Raw genomic sequence first — 20,783 nt, 5'->3', positions numbered from 1 at the left:
TTTCACGTAAAGCAAACTTTCTCATCGATAAAATCATGAAGCGAAATGTAAGGTTGAAGTGCAGAATAGGTGGCACTTGCAGTATTAAAGAACACAATCTCCTTATTTGTTAGCTCTCTTTTTTGAAGAGTTTGCGAACATAAAATCGCACGATAGAAAATACATGGTACACCCTAGCTTTAATCTTGCTGTCGAATGTTTCTTTAAAAGGTACTAGATATCCAACTGAGCTCGTTCCCATATGAACAATATCAATGTCTCGCACTTTCAATAAGTGATAACCGTGAGATGTCTGAGTTGAGACCACAAGCTTATCTGAGTCAACAGCGATCGGTTCATCGCATTCTATCTTTATAGAACAGTCAGCATATGCTTCTATTTCATATTCATCTTGAGTTTGAAATACAAGATCATCGTAATCCAACAACTGTAGTCTTTCGGGACGACAGTTGTTCTTTTGTGATACTTGAAATGTCACTTTCGTGAAGCATTTTAAGTACCTAATTTTTACCGGATAAGCTTGGCGATTTATAAAATAGAGGAAAAATGTCGTAGAAGTTTTCTTTTTATGCACCAAGACTCTTTTTAGTTTTAACGGCTTGAGTCGACTTCGAGACCAAGCGATAAGGACTGATACAATCGCTACAAGAGATGCGACTGAACTAAGTACATCCACAAAAGACTTAAAACTCAAATTTCACCTCGGTATTGAGTTAAAGCTCGATAGAGCTAACAGCTTATTAGTAAGTATTCTTACTATCACGTAAAATAATGCCCCTAAATTTCACAATCATAATCAATTTGGTTTAAAAACATCATTAGTTTGATTGCATTATTTTGTTTCAAAATATTTATTGGAACGCAGAAAGTAAAAAATGTATTTAATCAGTCTTATTAAAAACTGAATTCAAGCGGTAAAAACACCATGCTTTGTTTAATTTGGTTAGATATACAGTAAATAAAACTAATCCAAAATTACGTTAATACGATATAAATGAGTATTTGATCTAATTCGTTTTGGGTCATAAATAAGTTTACTAACATGCCCCTATTCGATCTCTATTAGCAAAAAAACACGTCCCCTAAAATAACTATGCTGCTTCACTTAATCTCAAGCTTTCATAGTAATCCTCAGCCAAAGCAGTTATTTTAAATTCAGCTTCTATTCCGACTATCTTTTCTACAGAACAACATGGGACAGCCATAAATTTCATGAGAACTAACCGTGATCTATTCAGCACAAGTTTGAGCATTAGAGAAGCAACGAAAACAATAACTCTACAACGCGTGGATGGTAGATTCCCTATCGCCCTCGCGGGCATTCACTGTAGGGAATAACAACGTTTGAACACGGGCATGTGTTGCTGAGAATGGCAGCAGCGAGAGAAAAAGTTATGGGGGCCCATTATTTTGTGGGCATTGTTATACCTAAAAATAGAAACATAGGACAGCCATAAATTTATGAGGCCAAACCGTGAGCTATTCAACACGAGTTTAAGCATTAGAGAAGCCAACGAAAAAAATAACTCTACAACGCGCGGATAGTAGATTCCCTATCGCCCTCGCGGGCATTCACTGTAGGGAATGACGGAATTTGGACACAGGTATGTGTTGTTGAGAGTGGCAACAGCGAGATAAAAGTTATGGGTGTCCATTATTGTATAATTCACAAGATATAGACATAAAGAAAAACTAAAACACAATATATGGGGACTTAGCAACTAAAAATAGTGACCAATATCAGATTCAAAATATGCAACACATGTAACTGTATATGTACACAGCAAAAGCAATTGACCTTACTTTTATCAAGGTTTAATTTTCACTGTATACAATTCGTACAGGATAACTGAGGAAATAATATGCCTAATTATGGTATCTCTGAGTTTTCATCAATATTTGTTACAACAGGTACACCAAAAATTACAAAGATTCATCGTATTGCCAATCGAGGTGAATACCAATTTTTCCGTGATTACTACCTACCTCTTCGTACTGCAATAAAAAGCCTTTTTATCCATAAACGCCATATTTCACATTTGTATGAAGTTGCTCGCAAGCAGAAAGACAATGGTAAAAAAGTTAACTTTGAAAAAGTAGCTAATAATTTTAAAGACTGGCAGTCCGGAAAAAATATTACTGCATATACTCCACCTCATGGCCATTTCAACTATCTTCAAACAAGTATCAACTGCAACCCTGAGCTAAATGTTGTTGTCAATGGTTTACCGAGGCTTGTAAAACTTCACTTCAATGCAAGTGATAGAATGACTCAAGAACGCGCAAACATTATTTGTTATTTAATATCTGACGTCATAAGTGACGATGACTTCACTTATTCAGTTTTAGACCTAGCCACTGGACAAGAGTTTTTCTTTAATGATAATCCAGATCGAATGCATCACAGAATCCAAGATGAGATTGAAGTAATACAATCACATTGGGCATAACCTCACAAACAAAGTTCCTACCAATAGCAAGGATGCCATTATCTCAATTACTCGAAACATAGGACTGCCATATATTTTATGAAGGCTAACCATGATCTATTCAGCACATGTTTGAACATTAAAGAAGCCAACGAAAATAATAGCTCTACAACGTGCGGATGGTAGATTCCCTATCGCCCTCGTGGGCATTCACTGTAGGGAATAACGAGGTTGATTTGGGAATTCACTTAGCCCATTATCCGTCATCTCGGAAGTTGAGGTACGAAACTATCCGTGATCTATTCACCACGAGCTTGAGCATTACAAACACCAACGAAAAAATAACTCTACAACGCGCAAATAGTAGATTCCCTATCGCCCTCGCGGGCATTCACTGTAGGGAATGACGGAATTTAGGCGTAGGCATTACTGTAAGGAATAATGGCATTTGGACTCTGCATATATTGTAGGGAATAACGACGTTTGAACGCAGGCATGTGTTGTTAAGAATGGCAGCAGCGAGAGAAAAATTATGGGTGTCCATTATTTTTTTGCTGTAAAGAATAACGGAGATTGGACGCTGCATGTGTTGTAGGGAATAACGACGTTTGAACGCAGGCATGTGTTGTTGAGAATGGCAGCTGCGAGAGAAAAAGTTATGGGAGTCCATTATTTTTATAGGCATTGTTATATCAAAATAAAAGCCAATACCTTATTCACTTTCGACTAAGAGTATTGGCTTTATTTGTATGATGGCTGTTGCGGTTGTTTTAACGTTTACAGACCGTAAGATGCTAGCAAGTTATGGAAATACAGTGAGATACTTGCCCAAGTTCGAGTGAACCAGCCACCTTGTTGAACGCTGTTGAGCGCGACAAGTGGCTTTGATTGAATAACTTTGTCTTTATAGGTTACGGTAATTTCACCTAATTTCTCACCCTTATCAACCGGAGCTTTGATATCACGGTCAATTTGAAACTTAGTTACCAAACCTTTCTCGTCAACACTGGAAGGAAGAACCAAGGTTAGTGGCTTATCAAGACCTAAAGAGACAGTATCTTGTTTTCCTCCCCAAACGTTTTGTTCAGAAAGCTTACTGTTTGCTGTATACAAGGTGTCTTGCTTGAAGAAGTGAAAGCCGTAATTGAATAATGCCTTACTTTGAGCGGCAACATCATTCAGTGATTTTGTGCCTAGAACAACGCCAACCAATTTCATTGGGTTATTGGGTATCTCAGCAGAGCTTACCAGTGAGTAACCCGCCGCTTCTGTACTGCCTGTTTTCATGCCCGTCGCATATTGGTAAGTGAACAATAAGCGATTGAAATTTGGTTGACGGATATGATTGTATTCAAAATACTTTTGACTGAAAAAATGAAAGTATTGAGGGTAGTCGTTCATGATGTGCTGTCCAAGCAGCCCAAGATCATAAGCGGTTGAGAAATGTGCTGGCGCTGGCAAGCCCATAACAGTTGTGAAGTGGGTATTGTGCATGCCTAACTTAACAGCTGTCGCGTTCATCATTGCAACGAATGAAGATTGCGAGCCCGCTACGTAATTTGCCAAAGTGACAGCGGCATCATTGCCTGATTCAACAATGACACCTGAGATAAGATCTTTTACTGAAACAAAAGAGCCAGGCTTTAAGAACATTCTTGAGCCACCCGTGCGCCACGCGACTTCTGGTACTTGTACTTTTGAGTCTAGTGAGATTACACCGTCAGCCAGTTTTTGCTCAACAATGTACATTAGCATTAACTTGGTGGTGCTGGCTGGGGCCATACGCATGTTGGCATCGTTAGCGGCAATAATCTGTCCCGTATTAGCATCCATTAAAATGAAAGCGCGTGCTTCAACTTGAGGTGAGAATATTCCTGCCTGAGCCCATTTTTGCACCAGTGTTTCTGGAATCCCATTATTGCCACCAGCTCCTACGGGTGCAGAAGGCACTTGTATATTTTCTGGAATACTGGTTTTTACATCAATAGCACCAAAGCTATTAAGTGGAGCTTGAGCTGCTTTGTATTGCGTTGCCGCGAAGTACTCACTATTAGGCATAGTGTTCATTGCATCGTTGCTAGGTGCGGCAAATACGGTACTGGAGGTAAATAATGCAGCGATGGTTGCTGCTAATGAAAGCTGTTTGATTATTATCATAAGAGTATTTAATTTACAGTTACTTACTAAAAGCGCGATATAAAAAAGCGACTAGATAGAATACTGACTTCGCTGAGTAATTAATGCCCTGCAGAGTCTATCCATCACTACCACAAAAATGGTGAGTGCTTTTTCGTTCTTGATCAGCGTTGCAATGACTTTGGTTACAAATCGCATTTATATAATGATGTTCCGATCATTATGCGAACATAACCTTAATCCCGTTGATAGCTATACCCAAATGATGGTGCGTAAGTTCTGCTTTCTCTGCAGATCATTTGAACCTCATGTTAGTTATAGCCTCTCAATATATTGTCTATTTCCATCTTACCAGCAGATCCTTTATAGAAACCTGAACGGTAATGATGTTTATACTGAATAAAATTCGGCAAGTCATTCCTTTAGGCTATCACTTAGGTTTTATGGGAAATAACGACATTTGAATACTGCCATGTATTGTAAAGAATGCTGAAGTTTGAACACAGAAAAGCGTTGTAAAGAATAAAGGTCGTTAAATACCGCGTAAGAATAATAAAACGCTATAAAAATAAATGTATCTACAGAATCAAGAATTAAAGTAATCCACTAAAAAATCAATAAAAGCACGAATCCGTTGGGGTTGCTGTTCTGCGTCTTTATAGACCATATACATGGGTAATTTTTGAGTTTGATATTGTGTCAGTAATAAAACCAACGCACCAGATTGTAGCTCTTGTTCTACCATCCATCTTGGCATCGCCGCTATGCCTTGACCTAATTTAGCCATTTGAACTAACATCTCAGGATTATCACTTCTAATTTGCTCATTAACCTTTATTTTTACGACTTCTTTGCCTGTATTGAAACGCCATAGATTTGATGGTGTCGATAAAGAATAAGTTAAACATTTATGCTGACGTAAATCGTCAATATCAACAATGGCTGGAATCGTTTTTAAATAATCAGGAGATGCAAAGTACACCAATTCATTATCCAATAACCATTTGGCTTTTAAACCTGAATCTTTAAGGTAAGCAGCACGTATGGCTATATCAATATTGCCTTCAAGTAAATCAACAAATTTATCAGACACTGAAACATCAACGGTAACTTGTGGATGTAAATTTAAAAATTGATTAAGAGGCTGAGACAGTAACTGGGTGCTAAAAGCACTTGGCACTGATAGCTTTAGTACCCCAGAAATGGTTGCCTGTTCTTGGCGTAAATTAGATTCAAAACAATCCATTTCACGGGTAATATTCAACGCTAAACCTAAATATTGTTGCCCACTCTCAGTAAGGCTAATCGCACGGGCATGCCGATAAAATAAGCTTACGCCTACTTGTTTTTCTAACCAAGCGATTTTCTTACTTACCGCACTTTGCGTCGTATTGAATTCATTCGCTGCAGCGGTAAAACTCCCTAAATGAGCAACTCGAGTAAAGACTTTTAAACAATCAAATTTATCCACAACACATTCCAGTTTGGAATCATAATAAGCGAAATACTACCCTTCTTAATCTCCAATTGGAATGCTTTAATAAGCTTATCGTTTATCAAGGAGTTTTCATCATGCTATTTATTCAAGGTCTACTCATCGCATTTTTCTTATTCGCAAGTTCAGTTAAAATGTTTGGTTGGGTAAAAGTCATCTTTGAACCGCAATTGGCCTTTTTTCGTCGTTATGGACTTAACCGTAGCATAATGTTTATTGTCGGTATTATTGAAGCAACAGGGGCAATAATGCTGTTAATCGGAATGATAATGGTCAGCCCATTAATCAGCACTATCGGGGCTACTTTTATTATATGCGTATCAACGGGAGCAATGTTCTTTCACTTTAGATTTGATACCGTAAAAGATGCTATCCCTTCAATAATAACGTTAATATTATCTGTTATTGTCGCCATATCTATGATTTCAGGACCGATTTAACATCAGAAATTATATAAGTAAAAATAACCGAAAATTAATGTAGCTTATTATTAACGGTTATCAAAGCACCACTTAAATAGGTTTTATTAGGTTGGCTCAAATCAATCATCAAATCTGCAAGATCTGATGGGTGCACCCAAGTAGTAGGATCGGCATCAGGCATAACTTCACGATTTATAGCTGTATCAACAATCGTAGGTAAAACTGCATTTACACGCACATTTGATGATGCCCCTTCTGCGGCCAAGCTCTCTACCAATGCATTCAATGCGATTTTTGAAGCCATATAAGGTCCAAATCCTGCGGGTATATTACGTACAGTATCTCGAGCTGATACAAACATTAAGCAACCGTCACCTTGAGCCTCCATTAATTTAAACACTTCACGTCCAAAAACGAATGCGGTCATAAAATTAACATTAAATAGATCCACTACTTTATTAACATCAATATCTTTCCAGTAGCTCCATGTATATATTCCAGAACAATGAAAGTAAGCATCAACATGGCCCAAAATATCAGCAGCTTTTGCTACCAATGTTTGACTTTGCTGTTCATCAGTCAGATCTCCCAATAAAACCGTAATTTTTCCCGAGTATTTACGTTCTAAATCTTTGGCTCTATTTTCATCACCAATGCGGCCAATCGCTACGATATGGGTTCCTGTCGCGGTCAGTTTTTTAATTAATTGTTGTGCCGTTACAGAAAAGCACGATGCAATAATAGCGGTATTTATAGAATTCATTTTGTTCTTCTCTCAATTAATCAGAATCTGCATATTAATGAGAATAACCAAAGACATGAACCAACGTTCAGGCAATATAGTTTTGCTTTAAAAGCAATTATGTAAGCATTAATGTTTAAAAAGTGCATCAATAATATAAGATAAACATGTACTATCTTGGTGATGAACAGTATTTCGCCCCTAAAAAAATCAACTTTATTATATGAGTCATTAATATGAGCCTTTTCACTCGCCTTGCTTATTTCAATTGTGTCGTAGAACAAGGTTCCATATCCAAAGCAAGCCAAGTTTTCGATGTTCAACCCTCATCTATTTCAAGACAGCTTTCTGCTTTAGAAGAAGAATTAAATGTTCGAATATTAGATCGGACAACACGCAATGTTGGCGTAACTGAAGCTGGATTGATATTTTATCAATATTCCAAACGTATCATCGCTGAATTTGACGAGGCGAAACGTGCGGTAAATATTGTGCACAACTCACCTAAAGGTCGACTTAAAATCAGTGCAACGGTGGCGTTTAGTGAAAGTAAAATACTGCCACCTTTACCTTTATTTAGAAACGCATTCCCTGACATAAAAGTTGAGATTGAAATTACTGAAAGGATCGTTGATCTAATTGAAGAAAATGTCGATGTCGCTATTCGTAGTGGTCGATTACCCGATTCTAATTTAATCGCTAAAAAACTCATGAATAATCATTTTATACTTTGTGCGAGTCCAAGCTATTTAGCACATCGAAGTATGCCTAAAACAGCCGCAGATTTAGCCCAACATGATTGCTTGATCTATGGATTTAAAGGTTGGCATAATTGGTATATCTTAAATAATAAACCATCAAAAATAGAGATTCCCTATTACATGGAGATCAACTCTGTTAATGGCCAAAAGCAACTCATATTAAACGGAGGTGGTGTCGCTCTACTACCACAATGGGCGATAGATGAAGAACTAAACAATGGCAAACTAGTACAACTGCTCCCTCAATCGACATTCAGTCCATGTCACTATGAAACAAACACCTATGCGATTTATCAACATCGGCAATTAATCTCAAGTAAAGTACGCGTCTTTTTAGATTTTCTGACTGAACATTTTAGCTAAATGCTACGCTTAGACGGATATTTAACCTTTAATAACAATAACCCTACTTAGTTCCACATTTAATAACGCAAAACAACAATCTCTCTTTATAATTAATTAAACAGATGGTTAATAAACCTTAATCGTGCATGAATGGAATTTTGTCTTAACACACCGAGAAGAAAATCTAATGTTGCAATAGCGTAACTTGAACCCTTTTCCAGTCAGACGTAACATGCGCACACCATTATTTAGAGAGGACACCGCTTTGAACACACCCAGTCGGTACTGGAATGAGATTTTTCCTCGTTAATCTGCCCTCTCTCGCTTTTGCATGTGAGTTGGCAATCTTTAACTGCCAGCATGCGCAATCCCTTATGTTCATTGCTTCTGTTTAAATCTTATTATTCCAGTTTTGTATTGGTAGATCCTGTATTTATCAGTTTCAAATCGTGTTTTAAAGTGTTCTTTATATCATCGCCATTAGTGGAGATATGAGACATGCTGAACGCATACACATTAAACGACCTACGTTTACAACGTTTAGATTTAGACGCCCAAGATCCTATTTCATCAGCATTATGGGTTGATCTCATCGAGCCCAATGAAGCAGAACGAGAACGCGTTCAAGAAGAGCTAGGTCAAGGCCTTGCTACACGTCCAGAACTAGAAGACATTGAAGCCAGTGCGCGTTTCTTTGAAGATGAAGATGGCTTACACATTCACTCTTTCTTTTATTTTGAAGATCTGGATGATTATGTAAGTAATGCGACAGTCGCTTTCACCATTCGTGATGGTCGCTTATTCACCCTGCGCGAACGTGAATTACCAGCCTTTCGTCTTTATCGCATGCGTGCTCGTACACAACGTTTACAACAAGGCAATGCTTATGAGTTACTACTCGATCTATTTGAAACAAAAATAGAGCAACTTGCCGATGTTATTGAAGATATTTACAGCGAACTAGAATCAATTGGTAAAACCATTTTAGGCGGCAACAAACCCGGTGCTAATTTTGATCAAGCTTTATCACATCTAGCAAAACAAGAAGATGCGGGATGGAAAATACGCTTGTGCTTAATGGATACTCAGCGAGCATTAAGCTTTTTAGTCCGCAAAGCGCGTTTACCTGAAATTGAATTAGAACAAGCTCGTGAAGTGTTACGCGATATTGATTCTTTGCTACCGCACAATGAATCTTTATTCCAAAAGGTTAACTTCCTGATGGATGCGGCAATGGGCTTTATTAATATTGAGCAAAACCGCATTATTAAAATATTCTCTGTGGTATCGGTTGTATTTTTACCACCGACACTGGTTGCATCAAGTTATGGTATGAACTTTAAGTTTATGCCTGAGCTTCACTGGGAACTCGGCTATCCCTATGCATTAGGGCTGATGGTGTTGGCGGGGTTTGCACCTTACCTATTTTTCAAACGTAAGGGTTGGCTATAAGCCACTATTTATTCTTGCGACACGACTGATTGTTTATAAAAAAAGAACCCTACTTCAAAGCAGGGTTCTTTAGTATTTATAGTCAATCTTCACTGACTGACAGTCTAAAATAACTGTTATTTGCTAACCGTTATAATTGTGGGTTTAGACCTAACTTTTCTAACACTAGCTTAAAGTTAGCTTGACGCTCTTTCGCATTATGCACTTCGCCAGTCGAACAAACAGAATCTGGGCAACCACGGTTCACAATACCTGAAACATCATCAATAAAATCAGTCCCTTTTAAGCCACCATCAACGTACTTTTTCAGTTCGTTATAGTAATTCCAATCTGCATATTGACCACCTTCATCAGAATATGCTTGAACCGATGTTACCCAGTAGAATAAACCTGCAATCCATTTGATTTCTTTGTTCTCTTCAGAGCTACAAATTAAGCCAGGGTTCGAACAGAAATCCAGATCAGCATACAATGGGTTTGCCGGTGGTGCTTCAACTGTTACGCCATCAATTGTTTGACCAATCGTTGCAGGATCAACATGTGAGCGACCTAAGTAATGGTTAAGCGTACCAAAGTTCTGGCGACCCGTAGTTTGAATAACACCACGTCCCCACCAGCCACAACCTTCAACACTTTCTTGGCTACTACCATCCCAAAGGAATGTACCTGCTTTTTGACCAACATACGTTTTACACGTATCGCGTTCCCACACTTGCTTTGAGGTATCCACTTTCTCTGGTACATCATTACAGTGACCACTGTTAGTCCAGCGACCAACACTGCCATTAACAAGTAAACCACGCTCTTCTAATACAGCATTAGGCGCTGCAAATACTGGAGCTGGTGCGCCATACCACTTAGCATGTGTTAACGCGCTCACTTCCATCTTGTTATCACGAGGACAAGAATATGCGTAATCTAAGCCTGAATTAGGGTTTACACCATAATCTGCATATTTCTGACCTAACTGACCACAACTTGCTGACATCGGATAGTCTGCGGGTGCACCGTATTTAACTTCAGACCAGTTATTCTCATCACACGCATTGTAACGAATAGTTTCTTGCATGCTTTGAGCTAAGAATGCAGCAATCGCAACTTTGGCGTAAGTGATATTCGTTGCATCATCTGCTTCATCATTTAATAGCCAGAATTTATTACCTGCAACACCAATGTTATGCATTGCATTTAGGCCATCAAGGAAATCATCCCACTTATAAACGGTAGATGGAATCCACTGTGATTGCGGTGTTTCATAAAGGAACGCTTCATTATTCATTACATCAGCAGCGTTAGTTAATTCACGGTTAAGTGCTTCAATACGCGTTAACGAACCTTTTTCTAACTCTTTACCGACATAATATAGTGGCACTTTTGTTTCTTGGTAACGTTCAATTTGAGCGGTTAAGTTAGTGGTATTTTTATCAAACAATAGCGCAAAAACATTACTGTAAGCTGCTTTACGAATTTGTGCTTTATGTGTTGTATCACCCATAAAGTAGTTAGCGGCTTGATCTGTTGGTATGCTCGCCAGCATAGCCGGTGTCTTTACGTAATCAGTAACTTGCTTCACATACTCTAACGCATTATGCCATTGATCACTTGATAATGGCGCTGTTGTACTTGATTTAGTAAACACAACAAAATCAGCTTTAGTTGCGCTATCAGCTTTATAAAGTGCTAACTTATCTAATAGATCAGCCGTATGATTAGACGCTGCATCCCATACTGACTGACGGCCTGAATGAGTATTAAAGGCAAAATCACCAATCGTTAAAGACCAACCAAATGTCGCTTCTGGCGCAAGTGTAGATACAATCAAATTGTACGCTTGTGCCCAGCCTTTTAGATCATTGCTCAGAGCATTGATAGCATCAATATCAACTTTGCTGCCCGTACTATCAACGGCTTTGATTAGTGCTTCTTTAACCGCAATATTTTGTGATGATAAAGTCTTATCTTGTGTTGCCTTATCAAGCACATCACTACTGATAATAATCGATGCAGAATCCGTTTGAGTCGCTGTTTCAATCATCGATACAAACGATGCTGCTAGCTTATCAACATTGGTTAAATCTGCACTACTGCTTGCTTCAAAAGTTAATGTCGCAGGAGTCGTTGAAGATGGACTTGCAACGACAAATGTATTTGGCCAACCAGCAACTTCCAAACGAACAGGATCCATCGGGTTTGGTAGCGAAAGTAATGGCGCAGTGCCGGGCTCTGAACCATCACAGTTTAGGTGCAGCGTCCATGAAGCATCACTGCCTGGTGCTGTTTGCGTCCAGTAAATAGCAGAGTAAGCGATATTGTTATGAACCATAATGTCGCCCCCTGTCGCGTGATCGCCACGCGTCCAATCAGGGTAAACATTAAACTCTTCACATAATCCACCTGGTGGTGTTACTGGTGGCTCTACTGTTTCTTCTTTAACGGTAATAGTTAAACTTGTGTTTGAAGAAAGAGCTTGTGCATCCGTTGCGATAGCATTCAGGGTTACGCTACCTGTTTGAGTCGGCTGCCAGTCACAACTAAATGTACTTGCTACAGCGGCATCAAAGGTACAAATTTGTTGGTTATTCGCATTAACAACCAATGTCGTTAGATCTTTATCTACATCTGACGCGCTAATAGAAATAGAAACTGTATCCGTTTTATTAACGGTTGAACCATTAGCTGGAGAAACAAAGCTCACCACAGGTGCGGTAAAATCTTCATTAGTTTCAGCGTCGATTTTCACAGAAACCGATTGCTGTTCTATTTTTTGGTTATTTTTATCAAACACAAAAACATTAATTACTGCACTACCCGCTTCATTTGGCGTCCAAGTTTGCGTGTAAAGCATATTACTTTGATCAATTGCTTTTTCTGCTAATTTAGTACTATTAACCCAAAACTCAACTTTAGATGCTAACTCACCCTCAATGTTGGCTTTGATTACAATCGCTTCATTAACCTTCAGCAACTGACCCGCCATTGGCGATAAAATAGATACTTCTGTTACATCAGGCTCAGGAGACGGCTCACCAGAACACTCAGTTAAAGCCCAAAACCATGAATCAGCACTTGGTGCTTCCCAAATACCTGGGTTATTTTGAGCAATAAAGCACTGGCCGTCATAGGAGACAACATCGCCATTTTTGACTTGTGTTGTGCCAGGAATGAAAGGAATAATACCGTCAAGATCTGGGTTCGGATTAGGTTCAGGCTCAGGATCTGGAGTCGGGTTTGGATTGGGCTCACCAGTACATTCAGCAGACTCCCAAAACCATGAATCAGCACTTGGAGACTCCCATATTCCAGGGTTATTTTTGGCAATAAAACATGCGCCATTATAAGAAACCACATCACCATTTTGAACTATTGTTTCTCCAGGAACAAAAGAAACAATACGAGCGTCAGCTGCATAAACATTACTACTAAGAATAGCGCTAAATAGAGCTGCTGTTATTTTATTTATTTTTTTCACTTAACTTCCTAAGTATGTCCACTCGTTTTAACAAATCTAAAGCTCTCATCCTCATAAGTACCGATTGTTGTATTCCATACAACTTACTTATATTTAGCCTTTGTTTTCACTAATGAAGCGTTACTAACCAATATAATTTTATACATTGTACAATTAAAAATTATAGCTATCACTAGATTAACTAATAGATTATGTAACAAACAGTTAAAGTGTTGCACTAAATGTAACAGCCGCTATCCATATCCTTTTTAAGCAATTACCCTTATCTAATAAAAGGCTTACGTGGAATAAAACGGGATTTTAAAATATCCTTTCAATTAATAATTGGTTTTTATTTTTAGTTCAAATATGAAATTATTTAATTTTTACTGCTGAATAATACATCTGACATCGATGACAATTGCTTAATCTCATTTGATAATGAATAACGTATTATTAAAGATTAAAGCTTTTTGTCGGTTGGAAATGAGGTAACATAGTGCCATCACTGCTAACGTATTAGATAGCAATTTTCTGAATGAGATTAAGGTAAAATCAATGGATTACCAACATTACTATGAAGCTATGATCGAAATATTGGTTGATAATTTTGATACGGATATTGGTGAGTACAATGGTAAAATTGAGCTGTCTGTTGATGAATATAACGACAGTTGCACCATTGCCAAAGAATTTAATGTCGCTTATAACCCAGAACACACAGTATTAGAAGTGTTACAACAATCAACGCCTGAAGTCGCTGAAATAACATCTTATATTGTTTCAGCCCCTGCATTAGGTTGTCTTATTGATTATTTAGAAGATGAATTGATTGTTGATTTTGAAGATTAGTCCTCTTCGCTAACACCTTATTTTAAAAAGCTAACAGTTATTGCTGTTAGCTTTTTTTATTAGCTCAATACTTATATAGCCACAATGACTATCCTTAGGCACATAGTTAATGTCTTACAGGTAAATTTATCATTAAAGGTCTTAATTATTATAAATATCAATTGAAGATTAATTTTTGTTCGATACCATAAGACAACCAACTACTCATAATTGCTATCCCATGACAAATAGCATAAGGCAAAGGATGCAGCCCAAAATCTATATCAAACTAGAAGGTATTACTTGGAAAGTGACCACGAATGGCCAATGGCTACCACTGAGTCCATCTGAAACGATTGATATTGAATTACCTTTCATTTGTGAGCACACACATTTTAACGATATTATCAGTATTCATTTTAATGAAAGCGAGATCTTGACGGACTAAGGCTAGCACATTTCCCCTAACTATCACTCAATATTCATACCGTACTCGCTGTTACTACAGCGGGTTTGAGAAAAAATAACATCTAACGCTTTTATATCCACAACGTCTTTATATATCCCAATGATTGATGTAATTAATCTCTTCACAGCACTAATAATGTAGCTAGCTTCTCTATTCACATACCGGCACCTGATATAAAAAGCTCACCTCTTATAATAACCATGACTTTCACATTTTCATGGATAAATTAATGTTAGATTCTGATCTTAAAATATCTCAATGGCGGCAACAACGTAAAAAAGGGCTATTTCATTTTATCATAAGCCATTATTTTTTAGGATGTTTAGGTTTCTTAGGAGGAAAAACACTGGAAAGATTATCATTCTCTGATGATGATTTAGATTTACTGTTCGCCAAAGAATTATTAATCACGTTTATGACTCTTAGCATTATAATTCCATTAGTTGGCTTTTTTTTTTGGTGCTGGAATGAACGTAAATATCATCGCCATAATGAAAAATACAATTCACATACTACCGAAAAAAAATCATGACTAAAAAAGGATTTTAATAATGAATACCCGACAAAAAATTGCTCTCGGACTAGGCTCAGGATTACTTATCGGTTCCGTTGCAACAGTATTGCCCACTTTTCAATTTGGTTGTTTTGTACTCGGATTAATCTTATTCAATTACGTTATTCTTACTAAGAAAAACTAACGTTTAGCAATAACAGCAAATTTATATTGGCACAACAATATCACAGGCATAACGCAGGCAGTAGTCGTAATAATGTCACTTAACGTATGGTACTTCTGATACATCATTAAAGCGGCATAACCCACCATAGAAAGCACCATCCCCCCTCTTAATTTGGGGGTATATACAAGAAAGTAGCCAATAAAAACAAGCGCAATGGCGGTATGGGTACTGTAATCCAAATTAAATGCTGGCCAAATCCCCAACGCATTATCAAAAAACATAACTGCATAAATAAAAGCTGTTGAGAGCAAGACTCCACTCAGCGCGAATAACCCACTTCTCATCCCCTGCTCACGTCCTAATTGCACCATCCTAATAACGCATATAATGACGATCATTGGAGTATAAATATCAGCAACAAAAGCCCATTGTTCAAAAGTCATTATTGGTATTTTCCAAATAAATAATACGTATATTCACATAGATAATGAGGTATTTCATCTGTTTTAAGTGCGAGGTGCGAGGTGCGAGGTGCGAGGTGCGAGGTGCGAGGTGCGAGGTGCGAGGTGCGAGGTGCGAAAATTTAAGTTAACTTTATAGTACCAGTCAAATAATCAAGTTATTTAATAGGGTTGGTTTGGACATTAGTGGATTTGAACCCGCTTTTATTGCACCAATTAAATACATCACTATTTTATTCATACGAAAAAAAGCCAACATCTAAATGTTGGCTTTTTAAGAATTTGGCGGAGAGATAGGGATTTGAACCCTAGATACGCTATAAACGTATGCTGGTTTTCAAGACCAGTGCTTTCAACCGCTCAGCCATCTCTCCATGCGGCGTATAATACAATTCACATTAGCTACTGTAAACTAAAAAACGGTCAACTGATTAATTTTAAAACGTTTTTTAATGTATTTTACCTAACAGATACAGTTAGATAACTAAAACCATTCATCTGTGGTTATTAAATGCACACTTTCTATATTTCTCTTTTAGCGTTGCTATCTTTATTTTCGTTATCTCAGTAGTGATCCGTTATAATAGAAATAGTTATCTCATTATTAGACTGAAAAACACATGGCAAACAAACCAGACTTTACGGAAGAAGAATACCAAGCTTTTGCTCAGCTAATGGATTCCTATAATCGAACCTTTGCAATTTCACTCACCACCCTCCTTTTGTCTATTCTAGGTTTTATTATTGCTGAAACTCAAATAGGTTACGCCATCACTGATACTATTCGATGGGTATTTGGCTTATTGGTTGTATTACCTTTAACGATTACCGTTATTGGCTCAAAACGGGATTTTAATAATTTGGCATTTAGCATGCCAAAAACAATTCTCTATTCAGCACTTAATGCAGTAAGCCTAATTACTATCGTTGCGCTGGTTTTTAACCTTAATTAACACTTCTCATCCTCTCCTCCATTTATTTGATTCCAATAATGAACCGCCAACTCACTGACGGTTCAAAATAAATAAACCACTAATACAATGATAATAAAGAAATAAATTATAACATGCATTTTAAATGACTCTTTTGCGTTGACAGATATTTCTTTGAAGCATAACATGCATTCAAAATACAACTTAAAGCGTTAGAGGAATTTTAAAATGGCTGTTCATGTCAAAAACAATATTACTTGGGTTGGACAACGTGATTGGGAAGTACGTGATTTTCATGGCACAGAATATAAAACAACCCGTGGTACGAGCTATAATAGTTATCTAATTCGTGAAGGCAAGAATGTGCTCATCGATACCGTTGATCACAAATTCACATTAGCTTTCCTACAAAATTTAGAACAAGAAATTGATCTTAACGACATTGATTTTATTGTTATTAACCATGCAGAAGAAGATCATGCTGGTGCGCTAAGTGAATTAATGAGCCGTATTCCTAATACACCTATCTATTGTACTGAAAACGCAATTGACTCAATCGTTGGTCATCACCACCACCCAGAATGGAACTTTAACACCGTAAAAACGGGTGACACGCTTGATATTGGTAATGGTAAAGCATTAGTGTTTGTTGAAACGCCAATGTTGCACTGGCCTGATAGTATGATGACTTACATGACCGAAGATGCAGTTCTATTTAGTAATGATGCTTTTGGTCAACATTACTGTGATGAGCGTTTATTTAATGACGAAGTTGACCAAAACGAATTGCTTGATCAGTGTTTACGTTATTACTCAAATATTTTGACGCCATTTAGCCCACTTGTTACCAATAAGATTAAAGAGGTTCTAAGCTTTAACCTTCCAGTTGATATGGTTGCCACTTCACACGGTGTCATTTGGCGTGATAACCCAACTCAAATTATTGAAAAATATCTTGAATGGGCTAATCAATATCAAGAAAACCGTATCACTATTTTCTATGATTCTATGTCAAATAACACCCGTATGATGGCTGATGCTATTGCCCAAGGGATCACCGAAGAAGATGATCAAGTCATTGTGCGTATTTTCAATGTTGCTCGTCATGATAAAAATGAAATTCTTGCTAATATGTTCCGTTCTAAAGGGGTACTTGTCGGCTCATCAACAATGAATAACGTCATGATGCCTAAAGTTGCTGGCCTACTAGAAGAAATCACAGGCTTACGTTTTAAAAATAAAAAAGCAGGTGCCTTTGGTAGTTACGGTTGGAATGGTGGTGCTGTTGATCGTATTCACGCGCGTTTAACTGATGCTGGTTTCTTCACGACTATTGGTCTTAAAACCAAGTGGCGTCCAGATGGCAAAGCATTACAAGAGTGTCGTGATCATGGTAAAAAAATCGCTAAAGAGTGGGCTCAAAATGAACGCCCTTATGATCATTACACACCTTTCACTACCGAAGTAACGCCAGCAGCAGCAATACAAGTCGCGATTGATGCTCCTGAAATAATCGAACAAGCAAGTGTTGTTGAAGTAGAGCCAACAACAGAGACGGCAGTTAAATGTTGTGCACAAGCTGCAGGTGGCCAGAAAATGTTATGCACGGTTTGTCAGTGGGTTTACGATCCTGCACTTGGTGAACCAAATCAAGATGTTGCCCCTGGTACTGCTTGGGAAGATGTGCCAGATAGTTTCCTATGCCCTGAGTGTGGTATTGGTAAAGAAGTATTTGAACCTATTAACTAAATGAAATGAGAGCTAACAATGTCAAATCCAATTATTGTCATTGGTAGTGGCTTCGCTGCTTACCAATGGGTGAAATCGTTTAGAAAACTGGATCAACATACTGCTATTACTTTAGTGACGGCAGATCAAGGTGCTGATTATTCGAAACCAGAACTAAGCCATGTCTTTAGTCGTAGCCAACAAGCAACAGATCTTATTAAACAAACTGCCGCTGAGTTTGCAGCAGAATATAATATTAAGCTAATAACAAAAACGGCTATTAAAGAAATTAATACCACACAGCAATGGGTGTATTTTAATCAGCAACAATTGCATTATTCTTCATTAATAATTGCCACTGGTGCTACTTCATTTATACCAACATTTGCAGGTAATGCGACAGATAAAATCATCACATTAAATAGTCTGTCTGAATTACAACAAAATCAATCACAAATAAATGCCGCAAAGCATATTACTATTTTAGGTGCGGGTTTAATTGGTACTGAAATCGCGATTGATTTAGCCACCGCTGGTAAACAAATTACATTATGCGATAAAGCCGCTGCCATGATGCCCGCTTTACTGCCAGAATTTATTGCCGCAGAGTTGTATCAAATATTAAGTCAAAAAGAAATAGATCTTCAGCTAAACGCTACCATAAATGAAATTAATTCTGATGGCAAAAAGATGATAATTTCACAGCAAGGTAGAGAAGATATAAATACAGATATCGTTATTGCAGCGATGGGACTAGCACCAAGAATTGATTTAGCAAAACAAGCCGGAATCAGTACTAATCGAGGCATTATAGTTAATAATATGCTACAAACCTCCGCTAATAATGTATACGCTATTGGCGATTGTGCTGAAATCAATGGTAAAATTAGTGCGTTTATTCAACCCATCATGTTATCAGCGATGGCACTGGCTAAAACATTAGCAGGAACACCGACGCCATTATCACTACCACCAATGTTAATTAAAGCAAAAACGCCATGGTTGCCATTAAGTTTAGCGGGGATCACAACCGCTATGGATATCCATTGGCAAGTTGAACGAGATCATGAAGGCTATATTGCAAAGGCACATACAGCAGATCAGACTCTTATTGGATTTATCGCTTCTCATAATAAACAAAAACAAGTATTTGCATTATTAAGACAATTACCGCCTGCATTATAAATGTAATGGCAAGCAGCATTATTGTTGTTTGCCATTTTTATACTTGATATATACTACTTACTATTGTTAATCATCCATTCTATTTTTATAACTATCAAACTTATCTATCGTTGCAATGTAATGACTCAAGCATTTCACCATGAGGTAAACCGTGGTACTCAATATGATAAGATCGCTTATGTTCATCAAGATTATTCTCTAACTTTTTTAACATAAGAAGTGCCGTATTTCGACTACAAAAAAATGCATCGACAAAAGTAAGTAGTTCACCACACTTAAGTTTTATCATACATAATGTCAAGGAAGGTAACTTATCAATCATTTTTTTTATGGAATCACTAGGATCATTACCAATTGCTGTTTTCACATCATAAATATGTATTTCTGGAAATAGTATTGTATCTTTGGCAATTTCTTGTTCAAATAAACTTTCTATAATAAAAGCCGCATCATTAATATGTACGGTTTTTATACATTCATCAAACTCAGATAAATAATTTATTAACTTATTGGGCTCTTTAATGAATGAATTAATACAATCTAATGTATCATGATGGCTATGATTAAAATTTTTCATCATTTTGTCCTTGTATTATTCTTTCTATATTAAATACCTATATTTAATGAATTGATAGTAACTAAAATGGAAATTACCTTTATAAGAAATAAAATATCAACGACACTAGTTGATAATAAAAATTATTTTAGCAATAACAATACATAACCAATATTATCTACTGTGAAGTCTCTATTTGGCTTCACTCTACTGGACTTGAACCAGTGACATCTGAATTAACAGTCCGCTAATCTTCCAATAAAGAAGCACCAACTGAACTAAGAGGGAATTGTATGGTGGTGGATCAAGTATCCGGCACTGTCGCAACCTCAAAACCTAGCACCTAGCACACCAAAATCCAGACGTAAAAAAGCCCGCAATTTCTTGCGGACCTCTCTATTTGGCTTCACTCTACTGGACTTGAACCAATGACATGTGAATTAACAGGCCGCTAAGCTCCCCAATAAAGAGTACCAACTGAACTAAGAAGGAATTATATGATGGTGGGAGTTAGCTTCACACTCTCTCGCATTCTCGAAGCATCAAAATCCAGACGTAAAAAAGCCCGCAATTTCTTGCGGGCCTCTCTATTTGGCTCCCTCTACTGGACTTGAACCAGTGACATACGGATTAACAGTCCGCCGTTCTACCAACTGAACTAAGAAGGAATTATATGGTGGTGGGAGAAGGATTCGAACCTTCGAAGGCAGT

Annotated in this window: 18 protein-coding genes and 3 tRNA genes; 11 read left to right on the top strand and 10 right to left on the bottom strand. The window is 37.5% G+C overall.

The features are described 5' to 3' along the window. Positions 1–109: 109 nt before the first annotated feature. The gene (locus C9I86_RS12545; RefSeq protein WP_107276512.1) at positions 110–574 is read right to left on the bottom strand and encodes a hypothetical protein; all 465 of its coding nucleotides are present in this window, start codon (positions 572–574) and stop codon (positions 110–112) included. Positions 575–1,862: 1,288 nt separating this feature from the next. Between C9I86_RS12545 and C9I86_RS12540 the strand changes: the two genes are divergently transcribed. Next, complete coding sequence (locus C9I86_RS12540; RefSeq protein WP_045037852.1) at positions 1,863–2,450, top strand: hypothetical protein; 588 nt, start codon at positions 1,863–1,865, stop codon at positions 2,448–2,450. Positions 2,451–3,206: 756 nt separating this feature from the next. On the opposite strand, the gene C9I86_RS12535 is transcribed toward C9I86_RS12540, so the two are convergent. Further along, the gene (locus C9I86_RS12535; protein WP_107276511.1) at positions 3,207–4,586 is read right to left on the bottom strand and encodes a D-alanyl-D-alanine carboxypeptidase family protein; all 1,380 of its coding nucleotides are present in this window, start codon (positions 4,584–4,586) and stop codon (positions 3,207–3,209) included. Positions 4,587–5,151: 565 nt separating this feature from the next. After that, a complete protein-coding gene (locus C9I86_RS12530; RefSeq protein WP_107276510.1) occupies positions 5,152–6,036 on the bottom strand; it encodes a LysR substrate-binding domain-containing protein in 885 nt (294 codons plus the stop codon). Between the two features lie 101 nt (positions 6,037–6,137). On the opposite strand from C9I86_RS12530, the gene C9I86_RS12525 reads away from it, so the two are divergent. Next, positions 6,138–6,500 carry a DoxX family protein gene (locus C9I86_RS12525; RefSeq protein WP_107276509.1) on the top strand — a complete coding sequence of 121 codons (363 nt, stop codon included), beginning with the start codon at positions 6,138–6,140 and terminating at the stop codon, positions 6,498–6,500. A gap of 34 nt (positions 6,501–6,534) precedes the next feature. On the opposite strand, the gene C9I86_RS12520 is transcribed toward C9I86_RS12525, so the two are convergent. Then, a complete protein-coding gene (locus C9I86_RS12520; RefSeq protein WP_107276508.1) occupies positions 6,535–7,245 on the bottom strand; it encodes an SDR family oxidoreductase in 711 nt (236 codons plus the stop codon). Between the two features lie 215 nt (positions 7,246–7,460). Here C9I86_RS12520 and C9I86_RS12515 point away from each other — a divergent pair, with 215 nt between their 5' ends. Together C9I86_RS12515 and corA are read left to right on the top strand one after the other, a co-directional pair. Continuing rightward, entirely contained in the window at positions 7,461–8,348 is an 888-nt protein-coding gene (locus tag C9I86_RS12515) for a LysR family transcriptional regulator (RefSeq protein ID WP_107276507.1), read from the top strand. Between the two features lie 480 nt (positions 8,349–8,828). Continuing rightward, on the top strand, positions 8,829–9,782 hold the full coding sequence (gene corA, locus C9I86_RS12510; RefSeq protein WP_080156255.1) for a magnesium/cobalt transporter CorA: 954 nt from the start codon (positions 8,829–8,831) through the stop codon (positions 9,780–9,782). A 130-nt stretch (positions 9,783–9,912) separates the two neighbouring features. Here the strand turns inward: corA and C9I86_RS12505 are convergent, their stop codons facing one another. Next, positions 9,913–13,251, bottom strand: coding sequence for an Ig-like domain-containing protein (locus tag C9I86_RS12505; RefSeq protein WP_158258943.1), 3,339 nt, complete (start codon positions 13,249–13,251; stop codon positions 9,913–9,915). 537 nt (positions 13,252–13,788) lie between these two features. Here C9I86_RS12505 and C9I86_RS12500 point away from each other — a divergent pair. The 4 genes from C9I86_RS12500 (at position 13,789) to C9I86_RS20205 (ending at position 15,228) form a co-directional block, all read left to right on the top strand. After that, positions 13,789–14,082: a hypothetical protein gene (locus C9I86_RS12500; RefSeq protein WP_080156257.1), complete on the top strand. Its 294-nt coding sequence runs from the start codon at positions 13,789–13,791 to the stop codon at positions 14,080–14,082. A 244-nt stretch (positions 14,083–14,326) separates the two neighbouring features. Further along, positions 14,327–14,509, top strand: coding sequence for a hypothetical protein (locus C9I86_RS12495; protein WP_080156258.1), 183 nt, complete (start codon positions 14,327–14,329; stop codon positions 14,507–14,509). A gap of 250 nt (positions 14,510–14,759) precedes the next feature. Continuing rightward, on the top strand, positions 14,760–15,062 hold the full coding sequence (locus C9I86_RS12490; protein WP_107276506.1) for a hypothetical protein: 303 nt from the start codon (positions 14,760–14,762) through the stop codon (positions 15,060–15,062). A 19-nt stretch (positions 15,063–15,081) separates the two neighbouring features. Beyond that, positions 15,082–15,228, top strand: a complete 147-nt coding sequence (locus tag C9I86_RS20205) for a hypothetical protein (RefSeq protein ID WP_162841591.1) — start codon at positions 15,082–15,084, stop codon at positions 15,226–15,228. On the opposite strand, the gene C9I86_RS12485 is transcribed toward C9I86_RS20205, so the two are convergent. Beyond that, a complete protein-coding gene (locus tag C9I86_RS12485; protein WP_107276505.1) occupies positions 15,225–15,653 on the bottom strand; it encodes a hypothetical protein in 429 nt (142 codons plus the stop codon). The two genes, C9I86_RS20205 and C9I86_RS12485, sit on opposite strands and share 4 nt — an antisense overlap. Before the next feature lie 301 nt (positions 15,654–15,954). Continuing rightward, a tRNA-Ser gene (locus C9I86_RS12480) sits at positions 15,955–16,045 on the bottom strand. 246 nt (positions 16,046–16,291) lie between these two features. Here C9I86_RS12480 and C9I86_RS12475 point away from each other — a divergent pair. From C9I86_RS12475 to norW, 3 genes are all read left to right on the top strand, one after another. After that, a complete protein-coding gene (locus tag C9I86_RS12475) occupies positions 16,292–16,624 on the top strand; it encodes a hypothetical protein (protein ID WP_107276504.1) in 333 nt (110 codons plus the stop codon). Between the two features lie 207 nt (positions 16,625–16,831). Next, complete coding sequence (norV, locus tag C9I86_RS12470) at positions 16,832–18,352, top strand: anaerobic nitric oxide reductase flavorubredoxin (protein WP_107276503.1); 1,521 nt, start codon at positions 16,832–16,834, stop codon at positions 18,350–18,352. Between the two features lie 18 nt (positions 18,353–18,370). Beyond that, positions 18,371–19,516, top strand: coding sequence for an NADH:flavorubredoxin reductase NorW (norW, locus tag C9I86_RS12465; protein WP_080156263.1), 1,146 nt, complete (start codon positions 18,371–18,373; stop codon positions 19,514–19,516). Positions 19,517–19,616: 100 nt separating this feature from the next. On the opposite strand, the gene C9I86_RS12460 is transcribed toward norW, so the two are convergent. The 3 genes from C9I86_RS12460 to C9I86_RS12455 form a co-directional block, all read right to left on the bottom strand. Further along, entirely contained in the window at positions 19,617–20,096 is a 480-nt protein-coding gene (locus C9I86_RS12460) for a hypothetical protein (RefSeq protein WP_146142632.1), read from the bottom strand. 173 nt (positions 20,097–20,269) lie between these two features. Continuing rightward, a tRNA-Asn gene (locus tag C9I86_RS20065) sits at positions 20,270–20,361 on the bottom strand. Between the two features lie 303 nt (positions 20,362–20,664). Continuing rightward, positions 20,665–20,740, bottom strand: a tRNA-Asn gene (locus C9I86_RS12455). Positions 20,741–20,783 lie beyond the last annotated feature (43 nt).

This window comes from Photobacterium sp. NCIMB 13483 (genome assembly GCF_003025475.1).
Classification (GTDB): domain Bacteria; phylum Pseudomonadota; class Gammaproteobacteria; order Enterobacterales; family Vibrionaceae; genus Photobacterium; species Photobacterium piscicola.
The sequence above is the reverse complement of the archived record's forward strand: the minus strand, read 5'-3'. Positions and strand labels throughout refer to the sequence as shown.